At 35.9% G+C, this 16,778-nt stretch carries 12 protein-coding genes; 9 read left to right on the top strand and 3 right to left on the bottom strand.

Annotated features, from left to right (window positions below):
* Nucleotides 1–96: 96 nt before the first annotated feature.
* Nucleotides 97–990 (bottom strand): EamA family transporter, encoded by an 894-nt coding sequence (locus ACFE0M_RS08225; RefSeq protein WP_434545278.1) that lies wholly within the window; start codon nt 988–990, stop codon nt 97–99.
* 392 nt (nt 991–1,382) lie between these two features.
* On the opposite strand from ACFE0M_RS08225, the gene ACFE0M_RS08220 reads away from it, so the two are divergent.
* Both ACFE0M_RS08220 and ACFE0M_RS08215 read left to right on the top strand, forming a co-directional pair.
* Nucleotides 1,383–2,438, top strand: coding sequence for a M42 family metallopeptidase (locus ACFE0M_RS08220; RefSeq protein WP_434545277.1), 1,056 nt, complete (start codon nt 1,383–1,385; stop codon nt 2,436–2,438).
* A gap of 12 nt (nt 2,439–2,450) precedes the next feature.
* Nucleotides 2,451–3,056 (top strand): carboxypeptidase-like regulatory domain-containing protein, encoded by a 606-nt coding sequence (locus ACFE0M_RS08215; protein WP_434545276.1) that lies wholly within the window; start codon nt 2,451–2,453, stop codon nt 3,054–3,056.
* 188 nt (nt 3,057–3,244) lie between these two features.
* Here the strand turns inward: ACFE0M_RS08215 and ACFE0M_RS08210 are convergent, their stop codons facing one another.
* On the bottom strand, nt 3,245–7,471 hold the full coding sequence (locus ACFE0M_RS08210) for a CHAT domain-containing protein (RefSeq protein ID WP_434545275.1): 4,227 nt from the start codon (nt 7,469–7,471) through the stop codon (nt 3,245–3,247).
* Nucleotides 7,472–7,774: 303 nt separating this feature from the next.
* Between ACFE0M_RS08210 and ACFE0M_RS08205 the strand changes: the two genes are divergently transcribed.
* Complete coding sequence (locus tag ACFE0M_RS08205; protein WP_434545274.1) at nt 7,775–9,139, top strand: MATE family efflux transporter; 1,365 nt, start codon at nt 7,775–7,777, stop codon at nt 9,137–9,139.
* On the opposite strand, the gene ACFE0M_RS08200 is transcribed toward ACFE0M_RS08205, so the two are convergent.
* Nucleotides 9,121–9,903 (bottom strand): hypothetical protein, encoded by a 783-nt coding sequence (locus tag ACFE0M_RS08200; RefSeq protein WP_434545273.1) that lies wholly within the window; start codon nt 9,901–9,903, stop codon nt 9,121–9,123. The two genes, ACFE0M_RS08205 and ACFE0M_RS08200, sit on opposite strands and share 19 nt — an antisense overlap.
* A gap of 23 nt (nt 9,904–9,926) precedes the next feature.
* On the opposite strand from ACFE0M_RS08200, the gene ACFE0M_RS08195 reads away from it, so the two are divergent.
* The 6 genes from ACFE0M_RS08195 (at nt 9,927) to lpxB (ending at nt 16,775) form a co-directional block, all read left to right on the top strand.
* A complete protein-coding gene (locus ACFE0M_RS08195) occupies nt 9,927–10,667 on the top strand; it encodes a lysophospholipid acyltransferase family protein (protein WP_434545272.1) in 741 nt (246 codons plus the stop codon).
* Entirely contained in the window at nt 10,657–10,944 is a 288-nt protein-coding gene (gatC, locus tag ACFE0M_RS08190) for an Asp-tRNA(Asn)/Glu-tRNA(Gln) amidotransferase subunit GatC (protein ID WP_434545271.1), read from the top strand. The genes ACFE0M_RS08195 and gatC overlap by 11 nt, the downstream gene beginning before the upstream one ends.
* A gap of 7 nt (nt 10,945–10,951) precedes the next feature.
* The gene (locus tag ACFE0M_RS08185; RefSeq protein ID WP_434545270.1) at nt 10,952–13,954 is read left to right on the top strand and encodes a tetratricopeptide repeat protein; all 3,003 of its coding nucleotides are present in this window, start codon (nt 10,952–10,954) and stop codon (nt 13,952–13,954) included.
* 84 nt (nt 13,955–14,038) lie between these two features.
* Entirely contained in the window at nt 14,039–14,758 is a 720-nt protein-coding gene (locus ACFE0M_RS08180) for an ABC transporter ATP-binding protein (protein WP_434545269.1), read from the top strand.
* A gap of 246 nt (nt 14,759–15,004) precedes the next feature.
* On the top strand, nt 15,005–15,655 hold the full coding sequence (locus tag ACFE0M_RS08175) for a response regulator transcription factor (protein WP_434545268.1): 651 nt from the start codon (nt 15,005–15,007) through the stop codon (nt 15,653–15,655).
* 16 nt (nt 15,656–15,671) lie between these two features.
* Nucleotides 15,672–16,775, top strand: a complete 1,104-nt coding sequence (gene lpxB, locus ACFE0M_RS08170) for a lipid-A-disaccharide synthase (RefSeq protein ID WP_434545267.1) — start codon at nt 15,672–15,674, stop codon at nt 16,773–16,775.
* Nucleotides 16,776–16,778 lie beyond the last annotated feature (3 nt).

Raw genomic sequence — 16,778 nt, 5'->3', positions numbered from 1 at the left:
ATTAATAATTTGTACATAATATTAGGAATAGAAATAAAAAGAGATACAGTTTATTGTTAGTACTGACACTATTCTGTTCGACCAGTTCCCCGCTAGCTAGCGAGTTAGGGGGCTTTTAGCCTTCTTAACATTAGCTACCACTATTGCGAAAAGAATAGTAGCAACGCCCACCCATTGCAGACCAGTCACCTCTTCAGCCAAAAGCCAACTTGAAAAGAAAACAGCTACGGGTAATTCAGCAGAACTTAGAATGCTGCTAAGTCCTACTCCAGTTTGTGGAATACCATAAGCATAGAAAAGGGGAGGGATTACAGTTCCAAATAAAGCAAAGATTAATCCCCATGACCATAATCCAGCAGACAAACTTCCATTCCATAGAAATTCGGGAGGGAAAATTACAAAGATAAAAAGACATGCCCCAGTTATCATCATGGCACTTTTTTGGACAGGAATTAAGGCATTGCCCACTCTACCATTCGCCCAAATAAATACTGCATAGAAAAAGCCTGCTAAAAATCCATAGCCAATTCCTTCTAAGCTAAAAGGTATGTTATCTAAGCTGTAAACATTTCCAGCTAAATAGGTGCCAAAAAGGATGAAAATAACTGAAATCCACTGCATTCGTGTTGGGAATTTTCTATGAATTATGATTTCCAATAACATGCTTATCCAAGTGAATTGCATTAATAGAAGGATCCCAATTGAGGCAGGAAGTTCTTGGATGGATTTATAATAGCATAAACTGACTAATCCGGTGCTTACCCCAGTAAGCAATACTTTCCAGCTGTTTTTCCAGGTAAAATGGAATTTAATATTTTGGAAAATGGCTCTTCCAGCCAAAATAAGCCATAAAATTACTGCTCCAAAAAATACTTGTGCCCCCGTTACTTCTGCCAAAGTAAATCCTTCTTTATAAGAAATCTTCACTAAGGTGGTGAGAACCCCAAAACTACAAGCACCTAAAAATACCAATATGGCTCCTCTAATCATTCCTTTTATTTTTTCGGATTACAAAAATGAGGAAATTTTCGAAATATGAAGTGTGAAAGTTTAAATATAAAAATTGCATAGGTTAAACGATAGCGGAGAAATGCTACAGTTTTCATAATACTCCAAAAGCCTCTTCAATATTTCTATGATTCATGATGTGATTGTTGAGAAGAGTCTGAGATCCTGACTGACGCTAAAAACAATATTAAGTGAGGATGATTTTCGGTTATTATCTATTAATTTCTTTTTTTTAGTAAATATGGGACAAGTTGTAGTATTTAATTTTTAGCATTGCTTAAATCAATTCTTCTTTATTCAAAACAATTCTTTTCCCACACAATTATTGATAACTACCGAATTCAATTAATTTTGAAAAAATTAAATAAGCTAAGATGGAAAATTTTAATATAGAATTACTTTCAAAAATTTGTGAGACCCCAGGAGCTCCTGGGCATGAAAAGAGGATTCGAGATTTAGTGATCAATGAAGTGAAATCTTTGGTTGATGAAGTGGAGGTGGACAATCTTGGAAACGTACATGCCATCAAAAGAGCCAAAAGCAATCCTGAAGGCAAAAAGGTGATGGTGGCGGCCCACATGGATGAAATTGGTTTTATGGTGACTCATATTGATGATAATGGCTTCCTTAGATTCACAACCCTTGGTGGTTTTGATCCTAAAACACTTACTGCCCAGCGCGTAATAGTGCACGGAAAGAAAGATGTGATAGGCGTGATGGGATCTAAACCCATTCATGTGATGACAACGGAGGAAAGAAACAAAGTAAGTAAAACAACTGATTATTTTATTGACCTTGGAATGAAGAAGGAAGAGGTTGAAAAGATTGTTTCAGTAGGAGATGCTGTCACCCGTGAAAGAGGCTTGATAGAAATGGGCGACTGTGTGAACTGTAAATCAATTGATAACCGTGTTTCTGTCTTTGTTTTAATAGAAGCCTTAAAAAGCTTGAGAGATCATCCTTATGATGTCTATGCGGTCTTTACGGTGCAAGAAGAGGTAGGGTTGAGAGGTGCTAATGTAGCGTCCCATAAAATAAATCCTGACTTTGGAATTGCTTTGGATACCACTATCGCTTTTGATTTACCGGGAGCTCAAGCCCATGAAAAAGTGACTTCTTTGGGAGCTGGAACAGCCATTAAAGTATTGGATGCCATGACCATTTGTGATTACCGAATGGTGGAGTTTATGAAACAAACGGCAGATCGAAATAGCATTAAATGGCAACCAGAAATTTTAACTGCTGGTGGCACAGATACTGCAGGTTTACAAAGAATGGGTAAAAATGGTGCAATAGCTGGGGCTATCTCTATTCCCACTAGAAATCTTCATCAAGTAATTGAGATGGCTCATAAACAAGATATATTGGATTCCGTTCAATTATTGAATGCTTGTTTGGAAACTTTAGACAAGTATAACTGGGATCACTAAATTTAGAATATCATGAGAAATAGTCTGATTACATTTATAGCTTTGGTTTTATTTAGTTTTTCAGCTAATGCGCAACAAGATGACCCGATCAATATCACGGGTGTAATTTTGGATGCGGAAAATATGGAGCCAATCCCATTCACTACTGTCTTAATTGGAGACGGAAAAAGTGGTACAGTAGCAGATAATTCAGGTTATTTCTCATTTTTGGCTTTTCCTGGTGATACCGTCACTTTCAGAAGTGTCGGTTATCAAACTTCCACTTTCATTATCCCGAAATTATTGGAAGGAACAACCTATTCTCTAATCGAATTAATGGTGCGGGAAAATGTACTTTTAGATGAGGTAAAAGTATATCCATTGCCTGATGCTGATTATTTTACCAATACCATTGTGAAAACAGAATTAACGGATGTTCAGAAAAGACAATTAGATGATTTTAAAAAGGATCTAAATAACCTACTGGAAGAACAATATAATCAAAATAGCCCCTATTACGATCAGTGGAGATATGCCCGATTATATGAAATGACAGGAATAGTACCGCCTAATAACTTCCTAAACCCTATGACCTGGAGTAATTTCATTAGGGATTGGAAGAAGGACAACAAGAAATAAAACTCGCTACTTTCAATAAGACCTTCCATGTTTTTAAAATCTGGAAGGTCTTTTACAATTACCCATACCATTACTTGGCACCTCTGTCTTCTAGCTCCCCGCTATAATATAAAGCTATTTTCCGGTCTGACCTTCGATCGTGACCTAAATCGAAACATAAAAACTTCAAAACTTACTCACTTCAACACCTAAATCCCTATCATCACAAAAGCACCCCAATAAATTGGGTCTTTGTATTCGTTTCTGATTTCCTTTTTGGCATCTATAAAGGCTTGTCTTTTATCCCCGCTTTCTAACCAGTTTTCATAAAAATTGACCATCAATTTTTGAGTGGCTTCATCTGAAACTTTAAAAAGACTCATGACCAATGTTTTAGCTCCTGCTACCAAGAAGGATCTCTGCAATCCAAATACGCCCTCGCCTTCATGCACTTCTCCCAAACCGGTCTCGCAGGCAGAGAGTACCACTAAATCAGTTTTGTCCAAATTGAGGTTCATGGCTTCATAGGCTGTTAAAATGCCGGGTTCTATATTATAATTATAGCGTGTTTTGGCCAATAAATCCCCTGAACCTTTAAGCATTAATCCTGTATTTAATAATGGATTATCACTCATTTGATTGTTTTCAAAAGTGTTGCCTGTATTCCTATCCTCTTTTTCTGTAAAGAAACCATGAGTGGCAATATGGAATACCTTTGGGCTTTTCATTTCCTTAACAGTTCCCTCTGCCGCTTTTTCATCCATATAGTGTGATGTGGACCAACCATTTTCATTGAATAATTTTGTAAGCTCATTTATTTCCTTTTGTGTACCTGGCAAATCACTAATTTGAGTGGCGCCAGACCTGAATTCGCTGATATATTCATCTCTTGAGGCCAAATAAAACTTTGGATCCCCAAACAGGAGCGCTGTTTTTTCTTCCTGGGAAGTCACGCTGTCTTTTTTCTTCAAGTATAAATCCTTGGTGTTGCTGACTAAAATTATGTTTGATTTATCCAAAAGATATTGATTATCACCAATGGGAATGGCCTCTAAATTAATCTGGTTATAAACGCCATCTGGCGATAGATAAATGGTTTTATTCTCTCCGATTTTTTGTTCGATCGGCTCCCAAAAGTTTTTATAGGAAAAGTTGTCCGCTACCCTAAATTTAATAGCATTTCGGTAGTTATTAAAGAATTTGGATTCCATATCCTTTCCATTCTCCATTACTACAAATTCAGGCTTACTTTTTTTCTCATTTTTGAGAATAAGCATTAAATAAACCACCGAATCTGTAATGTAATGGTCGAAATATCTAAATCGAACCATTTCAATAGCCACTTCATTGGGTTGCAAGGTCTCTTTTATTTGCTCCCAATTGTATTCTTTTTGAATAATCCCCTCACTAAACAACTCGGATTGTTGGCTTAAGGATTTTTCTATCAATTCCACTTCTCGGGCCAATTGACCCAATTTTATATTTTCATTTTGAAGTTGCTCCTGACTCATTGAAATAGCATTAGAAAGCACTTCTTTTTTATCGAGCCAGTCAAAATATTGGGCTTTTAAAGTCGAATCATTGCTGTTTAAAATCCTTTCCCTCATTTTAATGGAGCTACTTAATAACAAGCCTTTGGTTTTAAGAGCATTGTTATAAACTGTTTCTATCATTTCGGGATAGCGGTCATGCATGGTCAGGGCCATGGTATTGAAATAGTCGTAATCATTTTTGATGGTGTTCCAATATTTGGTTTTTTCACGCTCACTCAAAGCAGGGAAATAATCCTTGATAAAGCGGTTGTAATTATTCATTACTTCTTCAATATAGTTCTTGGCCTTCCTTTCGTTTCCGTCCATGTAATAGACCTTACTCATACGAGAAGTGGCTTTCACATATTCAGGGTGCTGGTCATTAAAAAACTTTTCGTTAAGCTTTTGACTGTCTTTATATTCGCTCTCAGCATCATTCCATTTTCTTTGCTTATAGAAAATATCACCCCTTAAAATATGGATATCGGCTGCTTTAATATTGTTTCTTCTTCCAGCTTTTTCTTTCCATATATCCTCTGATTGTTCCAAAAAGCTTAATGCATCCTGCAGTTTGTTTTCAGATATGAAAAAGCGCGCCATATCTTTCAGTAGATCGGCATAGAGCGGACTTTTATACGAAAATCTTTTACCAATAATCTCTTTGGCTTCAAATAATAAGTCTTCTATTTTTTGAGTGTTTTCCTCTCCTTCATAGAACATGACTATGGCCAATTTCGAAATAGAGGTAGCAACATCCACATGTTCCCTGCCAAATTGTTTTTCCAGAATGGTGATAGCCCTTGTATAAAATTCCTCAGATTTATTATAGTCGCCTAAAGTTTCATATAGTTCCCCTAGTAATAATATAGCGGGGGCATTTTTTGTGGAATTTTCACCAAAGACCCTTTCTGATATTTCTAGTGCTCGCCTGCCCAATTCTTCTGTTTTGGTATAATCGCCTTTAATAAGCTGAAGTCTTCCAAAATCAACCATCGGGAGAATCAGTTTTCTGCTGTCATTGCCATACAGATTTACATTTCTTTCCAATGCTTTTGCTAGAATCTCCTCAGTTTCTCCATATTTACCGACCTTCATATAAACAGAAGCCAATTCTTGGGAGGCAATTAAAGGATTGTATTCTGGGCTTGGTACGGTGTTGGAGTAAAGTTTTTGGGATAATTCCAGCGCATCTTCAGCTTCATCAAAAAAGCCTTTTATTGACATAAGCTTTGCATAAGTCTCCAATGCCATGATGTAATAGACCACATTAAAGTCACTATTGAAATTTTCTAAAATACGAAGAGATTCAGCAATATTGACTTCCGCCTTTTCATATTCCCCGATTTTAATTTGTAAATCGGCTATCAAATTCAACTCTTTTCCAAAATCGATATCTTGATTATCATATTTCTCTCTAGTAACCAGTAAAGCTTCATCCAATAGATTGGAAGCTTTTTCGTATTCATCATCAATTTGGTAAGTAGTGGCCAGATGGTTTAGCAGATTAACATATTTATAATGTTTATCTGTGATTTGGTTCTCTATCTTACCAAAAAATTGGCTGTCATATATTTTAACGGCCTCCTCAAATTTGTCGGTGTAATCTACCCAATGATGGGCTAGGTCCAATCTGCTATAGGCTGTTGTAATGCTCGTATCCCCATAAAGTTTTGTTTTTATATTGATGATTTCTTGAAGATATTTTTCAGCGTCTTGATACTGATTTTTGGCAGAAGCCACCTTTACTAAAGTATTTAATAGATCGATCCTGATAGGGTGATCTGATGGAAGAAGGTTTTTATCTGCTTCTAATTTCGCTGCTGCTTTATCTACTTTTTTAATTTCACCTTTTCTGAGGTTCGATTCAAAGGATACATTAGCAAGCTTGACAAAATGAGAACTAGTTTTATCAAAATTGGATTTGAGAATTTTTTCCAAATCTTTGTAAAAAGCCATAGCTCTATTAATATTGTTCTCCTTTACGGTATTGAGTATTAATCTTTCCAGATATTTCAGTGTGGTCGGATGATTGGTTCCGTTTGCAGACATGGAATATATGTAGGCATCGGTATAATAGCTGTAGGGTAAATCCCTGGTTCCGTTTTCCTCTAAAAATTCTGCAAAATGGAATAGATGGTCAACAAAATATTTATTCCTTTTTTTAAGCTTGTCTTGAATCCAACTTTCACCTGTGGAAAAGGCGGAATCTGCCCTTCTGATTTCCCCTTTATGCCTCAACGCATTACTTTTTAAAGTAATCATCCGTGCAGCATCCTCATATCTCTTGTCTAATTCATCATTCTTAAGCTTTTTGTCTTTGTTTAAAGTCCTTTGAAGGAAAAAGGATTCTTCTGCATTGATTAATCTTAATGCCCGATTATAATCTCCTAAGGCAATTAAAATTTCAGCTTTTTTGAGTTTTAATTCACTCATATAAACATCATCAGCCGCTGATGAATTTTCGAATATATCAATTGCTTTTTCAAGATAATTGTAGGCCTTAACGTAATTACCGTAATTCACCATGTTCTGCGTGGCATCGGTAAGGTTTATCCCATGGCTAATGGAATTTTCACCATTGGTCTTTTCACTTATTTTGATGGCATCCTCGTTCAGTAGGTAATAATTATTTAATTGACCCATAGCCCAATTAAATTTTGCCTTTTTCAGCTTAGCAACTGCAACAAACTGGTTTTCAGGGCCGAATTTATTTACACTTTTACTTTCTAATTTATTGGCAAACTTTATTGCCTTTTCATATTTTCCCTTTTCATATTTTTTATCGGCTTTTTCTACATATTTATTATATTTTTTTACGCTTTGGGCATAAACATGGGCTTGGCCGAATGTCGTTAAAAGTAAGCCGAGTATTAATATTTCAAAAAGTTTTTTGACCGTATCCATAACGATTAGATTATTGCAATTTTTTATAAGATAAAGATAATAAAAATATATTGATATTTAGTTTATGAAATTAGATTGTTAATCATTTTTTTAAATAGTCCTTCTTTATCTAAGTTAATAATTGAGAAAAAACATTACAGCTTTGTTAAATATGATAAATTAGGGATAAAAGGTTTTCTTCCATAGACTAAATATTTTGGGCATAAGCCAAAGCAGGTATTTGATTTTAATCATAATTCTAATTCCTTTCTGAAAGGAATTCCTTCCATAATATTATTAGTTTTGCAACTTGAATTGGTATAAATGAATTCTCAAGATTTTAAAGAACATTTCAAGCGAAACTATCTTCTTGCTTATCCGGTAGTGCTAAGTCAATTAGGGCATGTTTTGGTGGGAACAGCAGATTCTGTAATGGTTGGAAGGGTCGGAACAGCTGAATTGGCTGCTGTGTCTGTAGCTAATGCAGTTTTCAGTGTTACCATGATGTTCGGAATAGGAGTATCTTTTGGATTGACTCCTTTAGTTGCGCAATCAGATGGGGAAGGAAACCATAGATCATCTATGCGTTTTATGAAGCATAGTTTTGTCATCAATGTTATTTTTGGAATAATACTCTTTTCATTCTTGTTGTTTGGCGGCTATATTCTTGATGTTTTAGATCAACCAAAAGAGGTCGTGGTTCTGGCCAAACCTTATTTGGCTGTGATAGGCTTTTCTTTATTGCCTTTTATGGTATTTCAAACTTTCAAGCAATTTGCAGAAGGTTTATCGTTGACAAAACAAGCGATGTATATCACCTTGGGTGCTAATGTCATCAATATTGTCCTAAATTATATTCTCATTTTTGGAAAACTGGGCTTTGAACCGATGGGTTTGTTGGGAGCTGGCTGGGCCACACTAATTTCGAGGATCATCATGGCAATAGGCATGGTGTATTTTGTAAGACACTACAGAAAATTCAAAGTTTATTGGAAATATTTCAAAGTCACAGTTTGGAATGCTGTCTCATTTAAGCAATTGCTTAATTTGGGTGTGCCCACAGGCTTTCAATATATTTTTGAAGTGGGAGCTTTTGCCTCGGCCGCCATCATGATAGGGTGGATGGGGAAAATCCCATTGGCATCTCATCAAGTGGCCATGAATTTAGCCTCCATTAGTTATATGATGGCCACTGGCATATCAGCAGCCGCCACAGTGAGGGTTGGTAATCAACTTGGACAACGTGATATCCCCACCATGCGAATTGCGGCTTTTACTTGTTTTCTCATGGCCATTATTTTCATGAGCTTTACGGGCTTGTTATTCATGGGCTTGAATGATTATTTGCCTATGCTTTACACCTCGGATCAGGAAGTAATTCCAATTGCTTCTTCCTTATTGATCATAGCGGCACTCTTTCAGCTATCCGATGGGGTTCAAGTAGTTGGCTTAGGTGCATTAAGGGGAATGGGAGATGTAAAGTTGCCCACTGCCGTAACTTTTATGGCCTATTGGGTAATTGGCCTACCTTCAGGATATTTGCTCGCATTTGTTTTGGGCTTACAGGAAAAAGGGGTTTGGTATGGATTGTTAATCGGCTTGAGCGTAACAGCAGTAATTTTATTTATTAGGTTCAACAATAAGACCAAAAAATTGGCCATCAAAATGAATCAAGATATAGCAGGATGATAAATCCAGCCTTCGTCTTTTGCAATATCTATAAGATTAAAGGGGATTTGATCTTCAATTTTGGGAATTGATTGTGTATTGCCATTTAGCCCTAAGCCAAAAATTGCACATATTACGGCATCAGCAACATCTGTTTTTTCTTTAGCTTCATTGAAGTAATAATCGAATCCTTCAATTCCATTGAAGATTTTATTCCTAAGTATGTTTTTGAAATTATGGAATATAGCATGATTCCGTAAGTTGATGCTTTTCAGTAATCCCGGATATACTTCTATCGCATTAATGTGATTTTTTTGATCAAAAGGCAAAATGGAAAAGTGATCAAATTTTGATTTTAATTCACCAATTAATGATATGGCCACAGTGGCATTGCTGGTTAAAAAGCTGAAAGAAGCACTTAGAGGGGTTTTGCCAAACTGTTTTTTGATATATAAATCAGTTGCTCTCCAAGCAATTGGATTTGCCTTTTGTTTGTTTTGTATGGAATTAAAAATATTGATTGGGTTCTGATTAATAATTTCTTTGAACAATTGGGGAAATTGTAATGGTGCATCTATCCCTAATGTAATCTTGTGACTATCCTGATAATCATGTATGATTGTTTGAATTTTTTCTTTTAATTGGTATATATTTACATTTGAAGCTAATAAAAGCTTAATTTCATCTTCAGCAAATTCCAAAATACATAATCCATGATTTTTACCGCTCCAACCTCCGACATCCCATCCAATAGAAATTTCCTTATATTTTAGTTCTTTTGACATTCGCTATTTTTAGGTCTTAAAGTATGAAATATTTTTTTAAGCAGATATACACAGTTTGGTGCGCTATTGTTTTCGTTGGCCTTTTCTTATTGTTATTTCCTTTTTATTTGATCATCATTTCCAATAATTCTTGGCATAAGCATTGTTTTTATCTCAATAAAATATGGGCCAATGTAGCTTTATTTTTAGTGGGGATAAAAACACAAATTGAAGGACTTCAATTTCTGGATTCAAAAAAACAATATGTCTATTGTTCCAATCATTTTTCCTTATTAGATATCGTAAGTTTTGGCTTTTCGCCTAATCCTGTGGTTTATATTGGGAAAAGCTCCTTAGCCAAGATTCCTTTATTTGGCTATATGTTCAAGAAATTGCATGTCACGGTTGATAGGTCAAGTTTAAAAAACCGATATGAAGCATTGCAGATAGCATTAGAAAAAATGGGAGATGGACGTTCTTTGGTGATGTATCCTGAAGGAGGTATAGTTTCCAAAAAGATTCCTCAAATGGCCAGGTTTAAAGATGGAGCATTTCGTGCTGCCATCAGCAAACAAATTCCGCTTGTGCCTGTGTCCCTTCCGGATAATTGGATAATTTTACCGGATGAAAAAATCCCGTTGATTACGAGACGAAAAATGAGAATGATTTATCATCAGCCTATTCCTACCAAAGGACTCAATATGGAGGATGTACCTTCGTTAAAGGAAAAGGTTTATGAGGTAATTGAAAATGAATTAAAAACTCGACTGAAAAATGAGTATTAATAAAAAGACCTTAGAGAAAATTGCCCATTTAGCCCGATTGGAGTTTGATGAAAAATCCGAAGGTAAAATGCTGAAAGATATGAATAATATGCTTTCTTTTGTAGAGAAATTGCAGGAACTGGATACGGATAATGTTGAGCCCTTACAGTCGATGACATTTGAAATCAATCAAATTCGAGAAGATAAAGTAAAAAACCAATTGGCTCATCACGATGGTTTAAAAAATGCCCCAAAGAAGGATAAAGACTTTTTTAGGGTACCAAAAGTAATTGAATAAAGGAAGGATGAATAATTTGAATTTTTGGAAAGATTGGCGTAAGAAATACAGGGGCATCTATCAAGTGCTCCTTTTTGTTTTTTTTATATCAATTATTTACAGTTTTTACTCGCAGTATAATAGTTATGATTTGGCTTTCCCCAAAGACACTGTCAGGAAAACACAAAGCATAGAGCTCAGCTTGCATAATGTTCAAGATTTCGTATTTGATTTACAAATCCCCGCTCGTAGTTATATTGTTTTTCAGTCTTTTCTTTCTCTGGATTCAGGTTTTCAGTTAAGCAATACCTATTTGCTGATAGCAGTAATATTTTGCTGTTTTAGTTTTTTAATGACCGCTTCTACCTATTTGAGCAGATGGTGGTTTATTATTTTTCAGTCCGTTTTTGTGATATGGATTATTACCCTCAAACTTCAATTCTTAAATATATTTGGTATTGATAATCAGCTGTTTACGTTTGTCTTTGTAGGGCTGGTTCTTGTGGCTGGTTATTATTTTCATGCTTTTAAGGAGGATGCAGGCCTATTTCAAAGATGGCTGATTTTTGCTTTAATCCTGATAGCTTTACTTTCCTTGGTGATCATCGGTTCTCAAGTGGAGGCACCGGTAGTATTTATGGCTCATCATGGAATCATTATTCCTGTTATTTTGGCGATTATTTTTATTTTTAATGTCGCCTATGATATTATTCTCCATATCCTTTATTTATTGGCGGCAAAGAAAAGTCCTGATGGAAGCTCAAACCTCATGCACTTCCTGATTATATCCTTACTTTATTTAATATACGTTGGGCTGACTTTTGCAAAGAATGATAATCTGATCAATATAGAGATTATTTACCTCAATGAATTTGTACTCTTCGGTGTATCGGCTGTTTTAGGTATTTGGGGTTTTAGAAAAAGAAGTGAATTGATTGAAAAGCAATTGATATTTAGACCATTGGGTGGCTATGTATATTTAGCAATGGGGATTATGGCCTTTTCAGTATTGACCTGGGTGTTTAGAAATGGGAATGACCCTCTCATGGATACTTTCGAGGACATGATTATATTTTCTCATCTGGGTTTTGGCGTTCTTTTCTTCTTTTATGTCCTCTATAATTTTGTGGCTTTGCTAAAAGCCGGTCACGGTATTTACCCAGTGGTATTTAGGCCAGTCAATATTCCTTACAATTTGGTTCGGGCTGTGGGTTTCGGAATTGTGGTTGTCTTGGTTTTAAGGGTATCTTATTTACCATATTATCAAGCAATATCAGGTTATTACGTTAGTTTGGCTGATTACTATCAATACATAGGAGAGGAAGAGAAAGCCACTACTACCTATAAAATTGCCAGGCAATATGCGGTTACCTCCCACAAACACAATTTCGAAATAGGAAAGCGGGAATACGAAGCTAAAAATTGGGCGGAAGCTTCTACTTATTTTTCTCAAGCCAACTTCAAGCGCCCAAGTGTGCAGGCCTACCTCAATAAGGTTCAATCTCAATTAAATGCAAATCTTGTTTTTGAGGCACTATTCACATTGGAAGATGCTCAAAAAGATTTTCCAGATAACCCTTTTGTGTTGAATATAAAAGGATTGGTTTATGAAAAATTGAATAAAACAGATTCCTCTTTCATTTATTTTGATGCTGCTGAAAGGGCGGCCAAAAGGGGAGTAGCTGCTGAAGTTGCTAAGGTGAATAGGCTTGCGCTATTTGCTAAAAAAGGAATCGATGAAGAATTGCCTCATCAATCATCCTTAAGTGAAGGCTCTGTGGCTTACCAAGCCAATTATTTAGCCTTGGCCAATCGAAAGCGGGAGTTTATTGACAGCATAAAATTGGAAGCAAGTAAGGTTCCTGAAATCTTAACTTACAATGACTTTTCCTTTATTTTTAATTATAGTATGAACAGGTCTTTGGACAACCGAGCTTTTAAATCAGATACCGTCAGGTGGTTAGCTAGGTTTTCTGAAAATGAATCTTTCAGCAAATCACTTAAATATGCAACTGCTTACCGATTAAATTACTCGGGGAAAATTAAGGATGCCTACAGTTATATTTATGAATTGGAAAACGAAAATATTTCAGATGCAGGCTTTTATTATTTATTGCACGGAATGTGGTTGATGGAACAAAAAGCTTATGCAGAAGCGGCCGAGCATTTTGCCGAGGCGGCCGATTTAAAAATGAGCAAGGCCAATACCTACAGGACTATTGCCTTGATTTTAGATGAAAGATTATTTGAAGCGGCACAGGTATATGATAAACAATTAGAATCAGAGTCAATTTCTCCGGAATTATTACAGAATGACCCCTTATATCAATTCCTACAAGCTAAGCCTGCTCAGTTGCCAGATAGCTTTAAATATCTATGGCTAAAAACCAATTCCTCTTTGCAGGCGGGTGAAAGAGATTCCATGGAGAATGAATTAAAAAAATCACCATTCCTTTCTTTGCTTAAATTAAATAACGTAGAAAATTTGATCAAAAAGGGCGAGGAGCAAGAGGCAAAAGCATTATTGTTGAACATCAATTTGTCTGATAAAGAAAAGGGCTTAATGATTTATCGAAATAACCTTTTGGCATTATTGGCGACTATTTCTCGTGATGAGGAATTGGCAAAGCAGGTGGACGAAGCCAATTTATTAAAATATCCATATAATTATCAATTGGTTTGGGAAGCATTTCAACATAGGGATAACCTCGATAAGTTGGGCAGAATAATGGAAAGATTAGGAAATGAAAATCCATATTTTGAATCGGCAATATTGTTAAGTGCAAATTATTTTAACGAGCAGGGGAATCAGGATAAGGCTTATGAAATTTTGGTTGAGTCGAGTCGTTTGAACACAGGCAGTACGGATCTCTTAAAGGCTTATGCTTTACAAGCAATTAGCATGAATTTAAGTTCTTATGCAGAAAAGGCCTATAATGACTTGGCAAAGCAATTGACCCTGGAAGAGTGGGAGGAATTTGCTCAAAAATATGAAACTATTAAAGAGGAAGTGGAACAAACACCTTGGTAGTTTCCGTTTATCACAAATCAATTGTAGAAACCATACTTCTGAATTAAATTTTGCGTTGAAACTATCAATAATCAAATATAATAAATGGGACAATCAGTTATTCAAACTAAGGATATAGCAAAAATATACAGGATGGGGACCGAGACAGTAGAAGCACTGAAATCAGTTTCTATCAATATCGATAAAGGGGAGTATGTTGCTTTTATGGGCCCTTCAGGTTCCGGGAAATCAACTTTAATGAATATTATTGGATGTCTGGATACCCCGACTCGCGGAACCTACCAATTGGCAGGGCAGGATGTGAGCGAGACTTCAGAAAATGACTTGGCTGAGATCAGAAACAAGGAAATTGGGTTCGTATTCCAAACCTTTAATTTATTGCCTCGACAATCTTCATTGGAAAATGTGGCGTTGCCATTGGTTTATGCAGGCTTTAGTAAATCAGAAAGAGAAGAAAGGGCATTAGAGGTATTGACAAGCGTGGGGTTAGGAGAAAGGGCTTATCATAAACCAAATGAGCTCTCAGGTGGTCAGCGACAAAGGGTGGCCATTGCCAGAGCATTGGTGAACAATCCTAGTATTATTTTGGCAGATGAGCCAACGGGTAATTTGGACAGTAAGACCTCCTACGAAATCATGGAATTATTTCAATATTTGCATGACCAAGGAAATACTATAGTGATGGTAACTCATGAAGATGACATTGCGCAATATGCGCATAGAATTATAAGAATGCGAGATGGATTGGTAGAGAGTGATAACATAAATAAGGATATTTCAAGGACAGGAGCTGAGGCAGTATAATTGGTTTCTTGGATTATTCATATTTAACCTAATATAATATTAGCTAAATTCATTGTAAATCTAATTAATCCTACTTTGTTAATTTAATCTTTAAGATGAATTTTGACAGTTTTGTTTAGAATTACAAATATGAGAAAGTAGGGTTAAATTTTATGGCATTAATTGTACTGTTAAGAGTTCTTAAAATTATTCAATTTAATTCCACGGATGTGTTGTAAGTCAGATTGAATAATTTTAGATTTGAATATGAACGAGATTTCCTACCCCATAAAGTTATTGATTGCTGATGACCATGAAATTTTGGCCAGTGGAATGTCATCTATTCTGTCCAAAAAGGAAGAATTAAAGATATTGGGAACTGTTTCAAACGGCCAAGAGGTGCTTGATTACTTAGCCAAAAATGAGGTGGATGTTGTGATCATGGATTTGAATATGCCGGTTTTAAATGGCATTGAAGCCACGGAAATCATCAAAAAGAGTTTCCCTAAAACAAAAGTTTTGATCCTTAGCATGTTCGACCGAGAGGGCTATATTCAAAATGCTTTAGATGTAGGGGTGGATGGTTATGTTTTGAAAAATGTAAGCGAGGAGGAAATCATTTCTGCCGTGAAAAGATTGATGGAAGGTAAAACCTATTTCTCTCAGGATGTAATGGCAAAAATGGCCCTAAAAATGCGGGTCTATGGTGAATCTGAAGGGGGAATAAAATTAACCGATACCGAAAGGAAAATATTACAATTATTAAGTGAAGGAGATACCTCCGGGGAAATCTCCGATAAATTGGATTTGGCATCTAATACCATTGCCTCTTACCGCAAACTTTTATTACAGAAATTCGAAGCTAAAAATGTTTCCCACATGGTGAAAATGGCTTATGAGAAAGGTTATTTAGGATAAAATCCCAGTTCTTAAAATGAAATTTTACATCATAGCCGGTGAGCGCTCCGGAGATTTACATGGTAGCAATTTAATAAAGGCCCTAAAGCAACAACAGCCCAATGCCGAAATCCGCTGTTGGGGTGGTGATGCCATGGAAAAGGCTGGTGGGGAGTTGGTGACGCATTACCGAGAAATGGCCTATATGGGCTTTTGGGAAGTTTTCAAGCATTTGGGAACCATTCGTAAAAAAATTACTTATTGCAAAGAAGATATTTTAGCTTTCAAACCGGACGCCATCATTTTGATCGATTATGCCGGTTTCAATCTGCGAATAGCCCAATTTGCTAAGGCACACGACATTCCTGTTCATTATTATATTTCTCCTAAGGTTTGGGCCTGGAACCAGAAAAGAGCGCTTAAAATCAAAAGGAATGTAGATTATATGTACGTGATCCTTCCCTTTGAAAAGGAATTTTATAAACGCTTTGATTTTGAAGTGGATTATGTGGGCAATCCCTTATTGGATGCGATCAGAGACTTTAAGCCAAGTGAAAGTTTTGCCTTTAAAGCTCAAGATGTGATTGCTGTGTTGCCTGGTAGTCGTCAGCAAGAGGTGGAGCATATGCTGGATAATTTGCATAAAGTTACCCAAAAATTTCCTGAAGAACATTTTGTAGTAGCAGGGGTGAAAAACCTAGATAAATCTCTCTACACTAAGGTAGAGAATCAGAAAAATGTAAATTTGGTATTTGAGGAGACTTATGATTTGCTTTCCTATGCTAAAGCAGCCTTAGTGACTTCCGGTACTGCCACCTTGGAGACGGCCTTATTTAATGTTCCACAAGTGGTAGTGTATAAAACCGGTAAAATTTCCTATGCCATCGCAAAAAATGTGGTAAAAGTAAAGTTTATATCACTGGTCAATTTGATTCTTCAAAAAGAAGCGGTAAAAGAATTGATTCAAGAGAAATTTACTTTGGAAAATCTGGTAGTAGAATTAAAAGCGATACTTCCGAATGGAAATAAAAGAGATCAAGTTCTAAAAGACTATAAAGTTTTAAAAGATCTGATGGGAGATGAAAACACCTCCCAAAAAACAGCAGATTTGATTATTAGTCGCATAAATCATAACCTTTAAATC

Source organism: Marivirga sp. (genome assembly GCF_051117495.1).
Taxonomy (GTDB): Bacteria; Bacteroidota; Bacteroidia; order Cytophagales; family Cyclobacteriaceae; genus Marivirga.
This window is presented reverse-complemented; position numbering and strand designations above follow the sequence as displayed.

Coding starts and splice junctions, on each gene's coding strand:
- ACFE0M_RS08225 (WP_434545278.1), bottom strand. CDS start 990: ATGATTAGAGGAGCCATATTGGTATTTTTAGGTGCTTGTAGTTTTGGG.
- ACFE0M_RS08220 (WP_434545277.1), top strand. CDS start 1,383: ATGGAAAATTTTAATATAGAATTACTTTCAAAAATTTGTGAGACCCCA.
- ACFE0M_RS08215 (WP_434545276.1), top strand. CDS start 2,451: ATGAGAAATAGTCTGATTACATTTATAGCTTTGGTTTTATTTAGTTTT.
- ACFE0M_RS08210 (WP_434545275.1), bottom strand. CDS start 7,471: ATGGATACGGTCAAAAAACTTTTTGAAATATTAATACTCGGCTTACTT.
- ACFE0M_RS08205 (WP_434545274.1), top strand. CDS start 7,775: ATGAATTCTCAAGATTTTAAAGAACATTTCAAGCGAAACTATCTTCTT.
- ACFE0M_RS08200 (WP_434545273.1), bottom strand. CDS start 9,903: ATGTCAAAAGAACTAAAATATAAGGAAATTTCTATTGGATGGGATGTC.
- ACFE0M_RS08195 (WP_434545272.1), top strand. CDS start 9,927: ATGAAATATTTTTTTAAGCAGATATACACAGTTTGGTGCGCTATTGTT.
- gatC (WP_434545271.1), top strand. CDS start 10,657: ATGAGTATTAATAAAAAGACCTTAGAGAAAATTGCCCATTTAGCCCGA.
- ACFE0M_RS08185 (WP_434545270.1), top strand. CDS start 10,952: ATGAATAATTTGAATTTTTGGAAAGATTGGCGTAAGAAATACAGGGGC.
- ACFE0M_RS08180 (WP_434545269.1), top strand. CDS start 14,039: ATGGGACAATCAGTTATTCAAACTAAGGATATAGCAAAAATATACAGG.
- ACFE0M_RS08175 (WP_434545268.1), top strand. CDS start 15,005: ATGAACGAGATTTCCTACCCCATAAAGTTATTGATTGCTGATGACCAT.
- lpxB (WP_434545267.1), top strand. CDS start 15,672: ATGAAATTTTACATCATAGCCGGTGAGCGCTCCGGAGATTTACATGGT.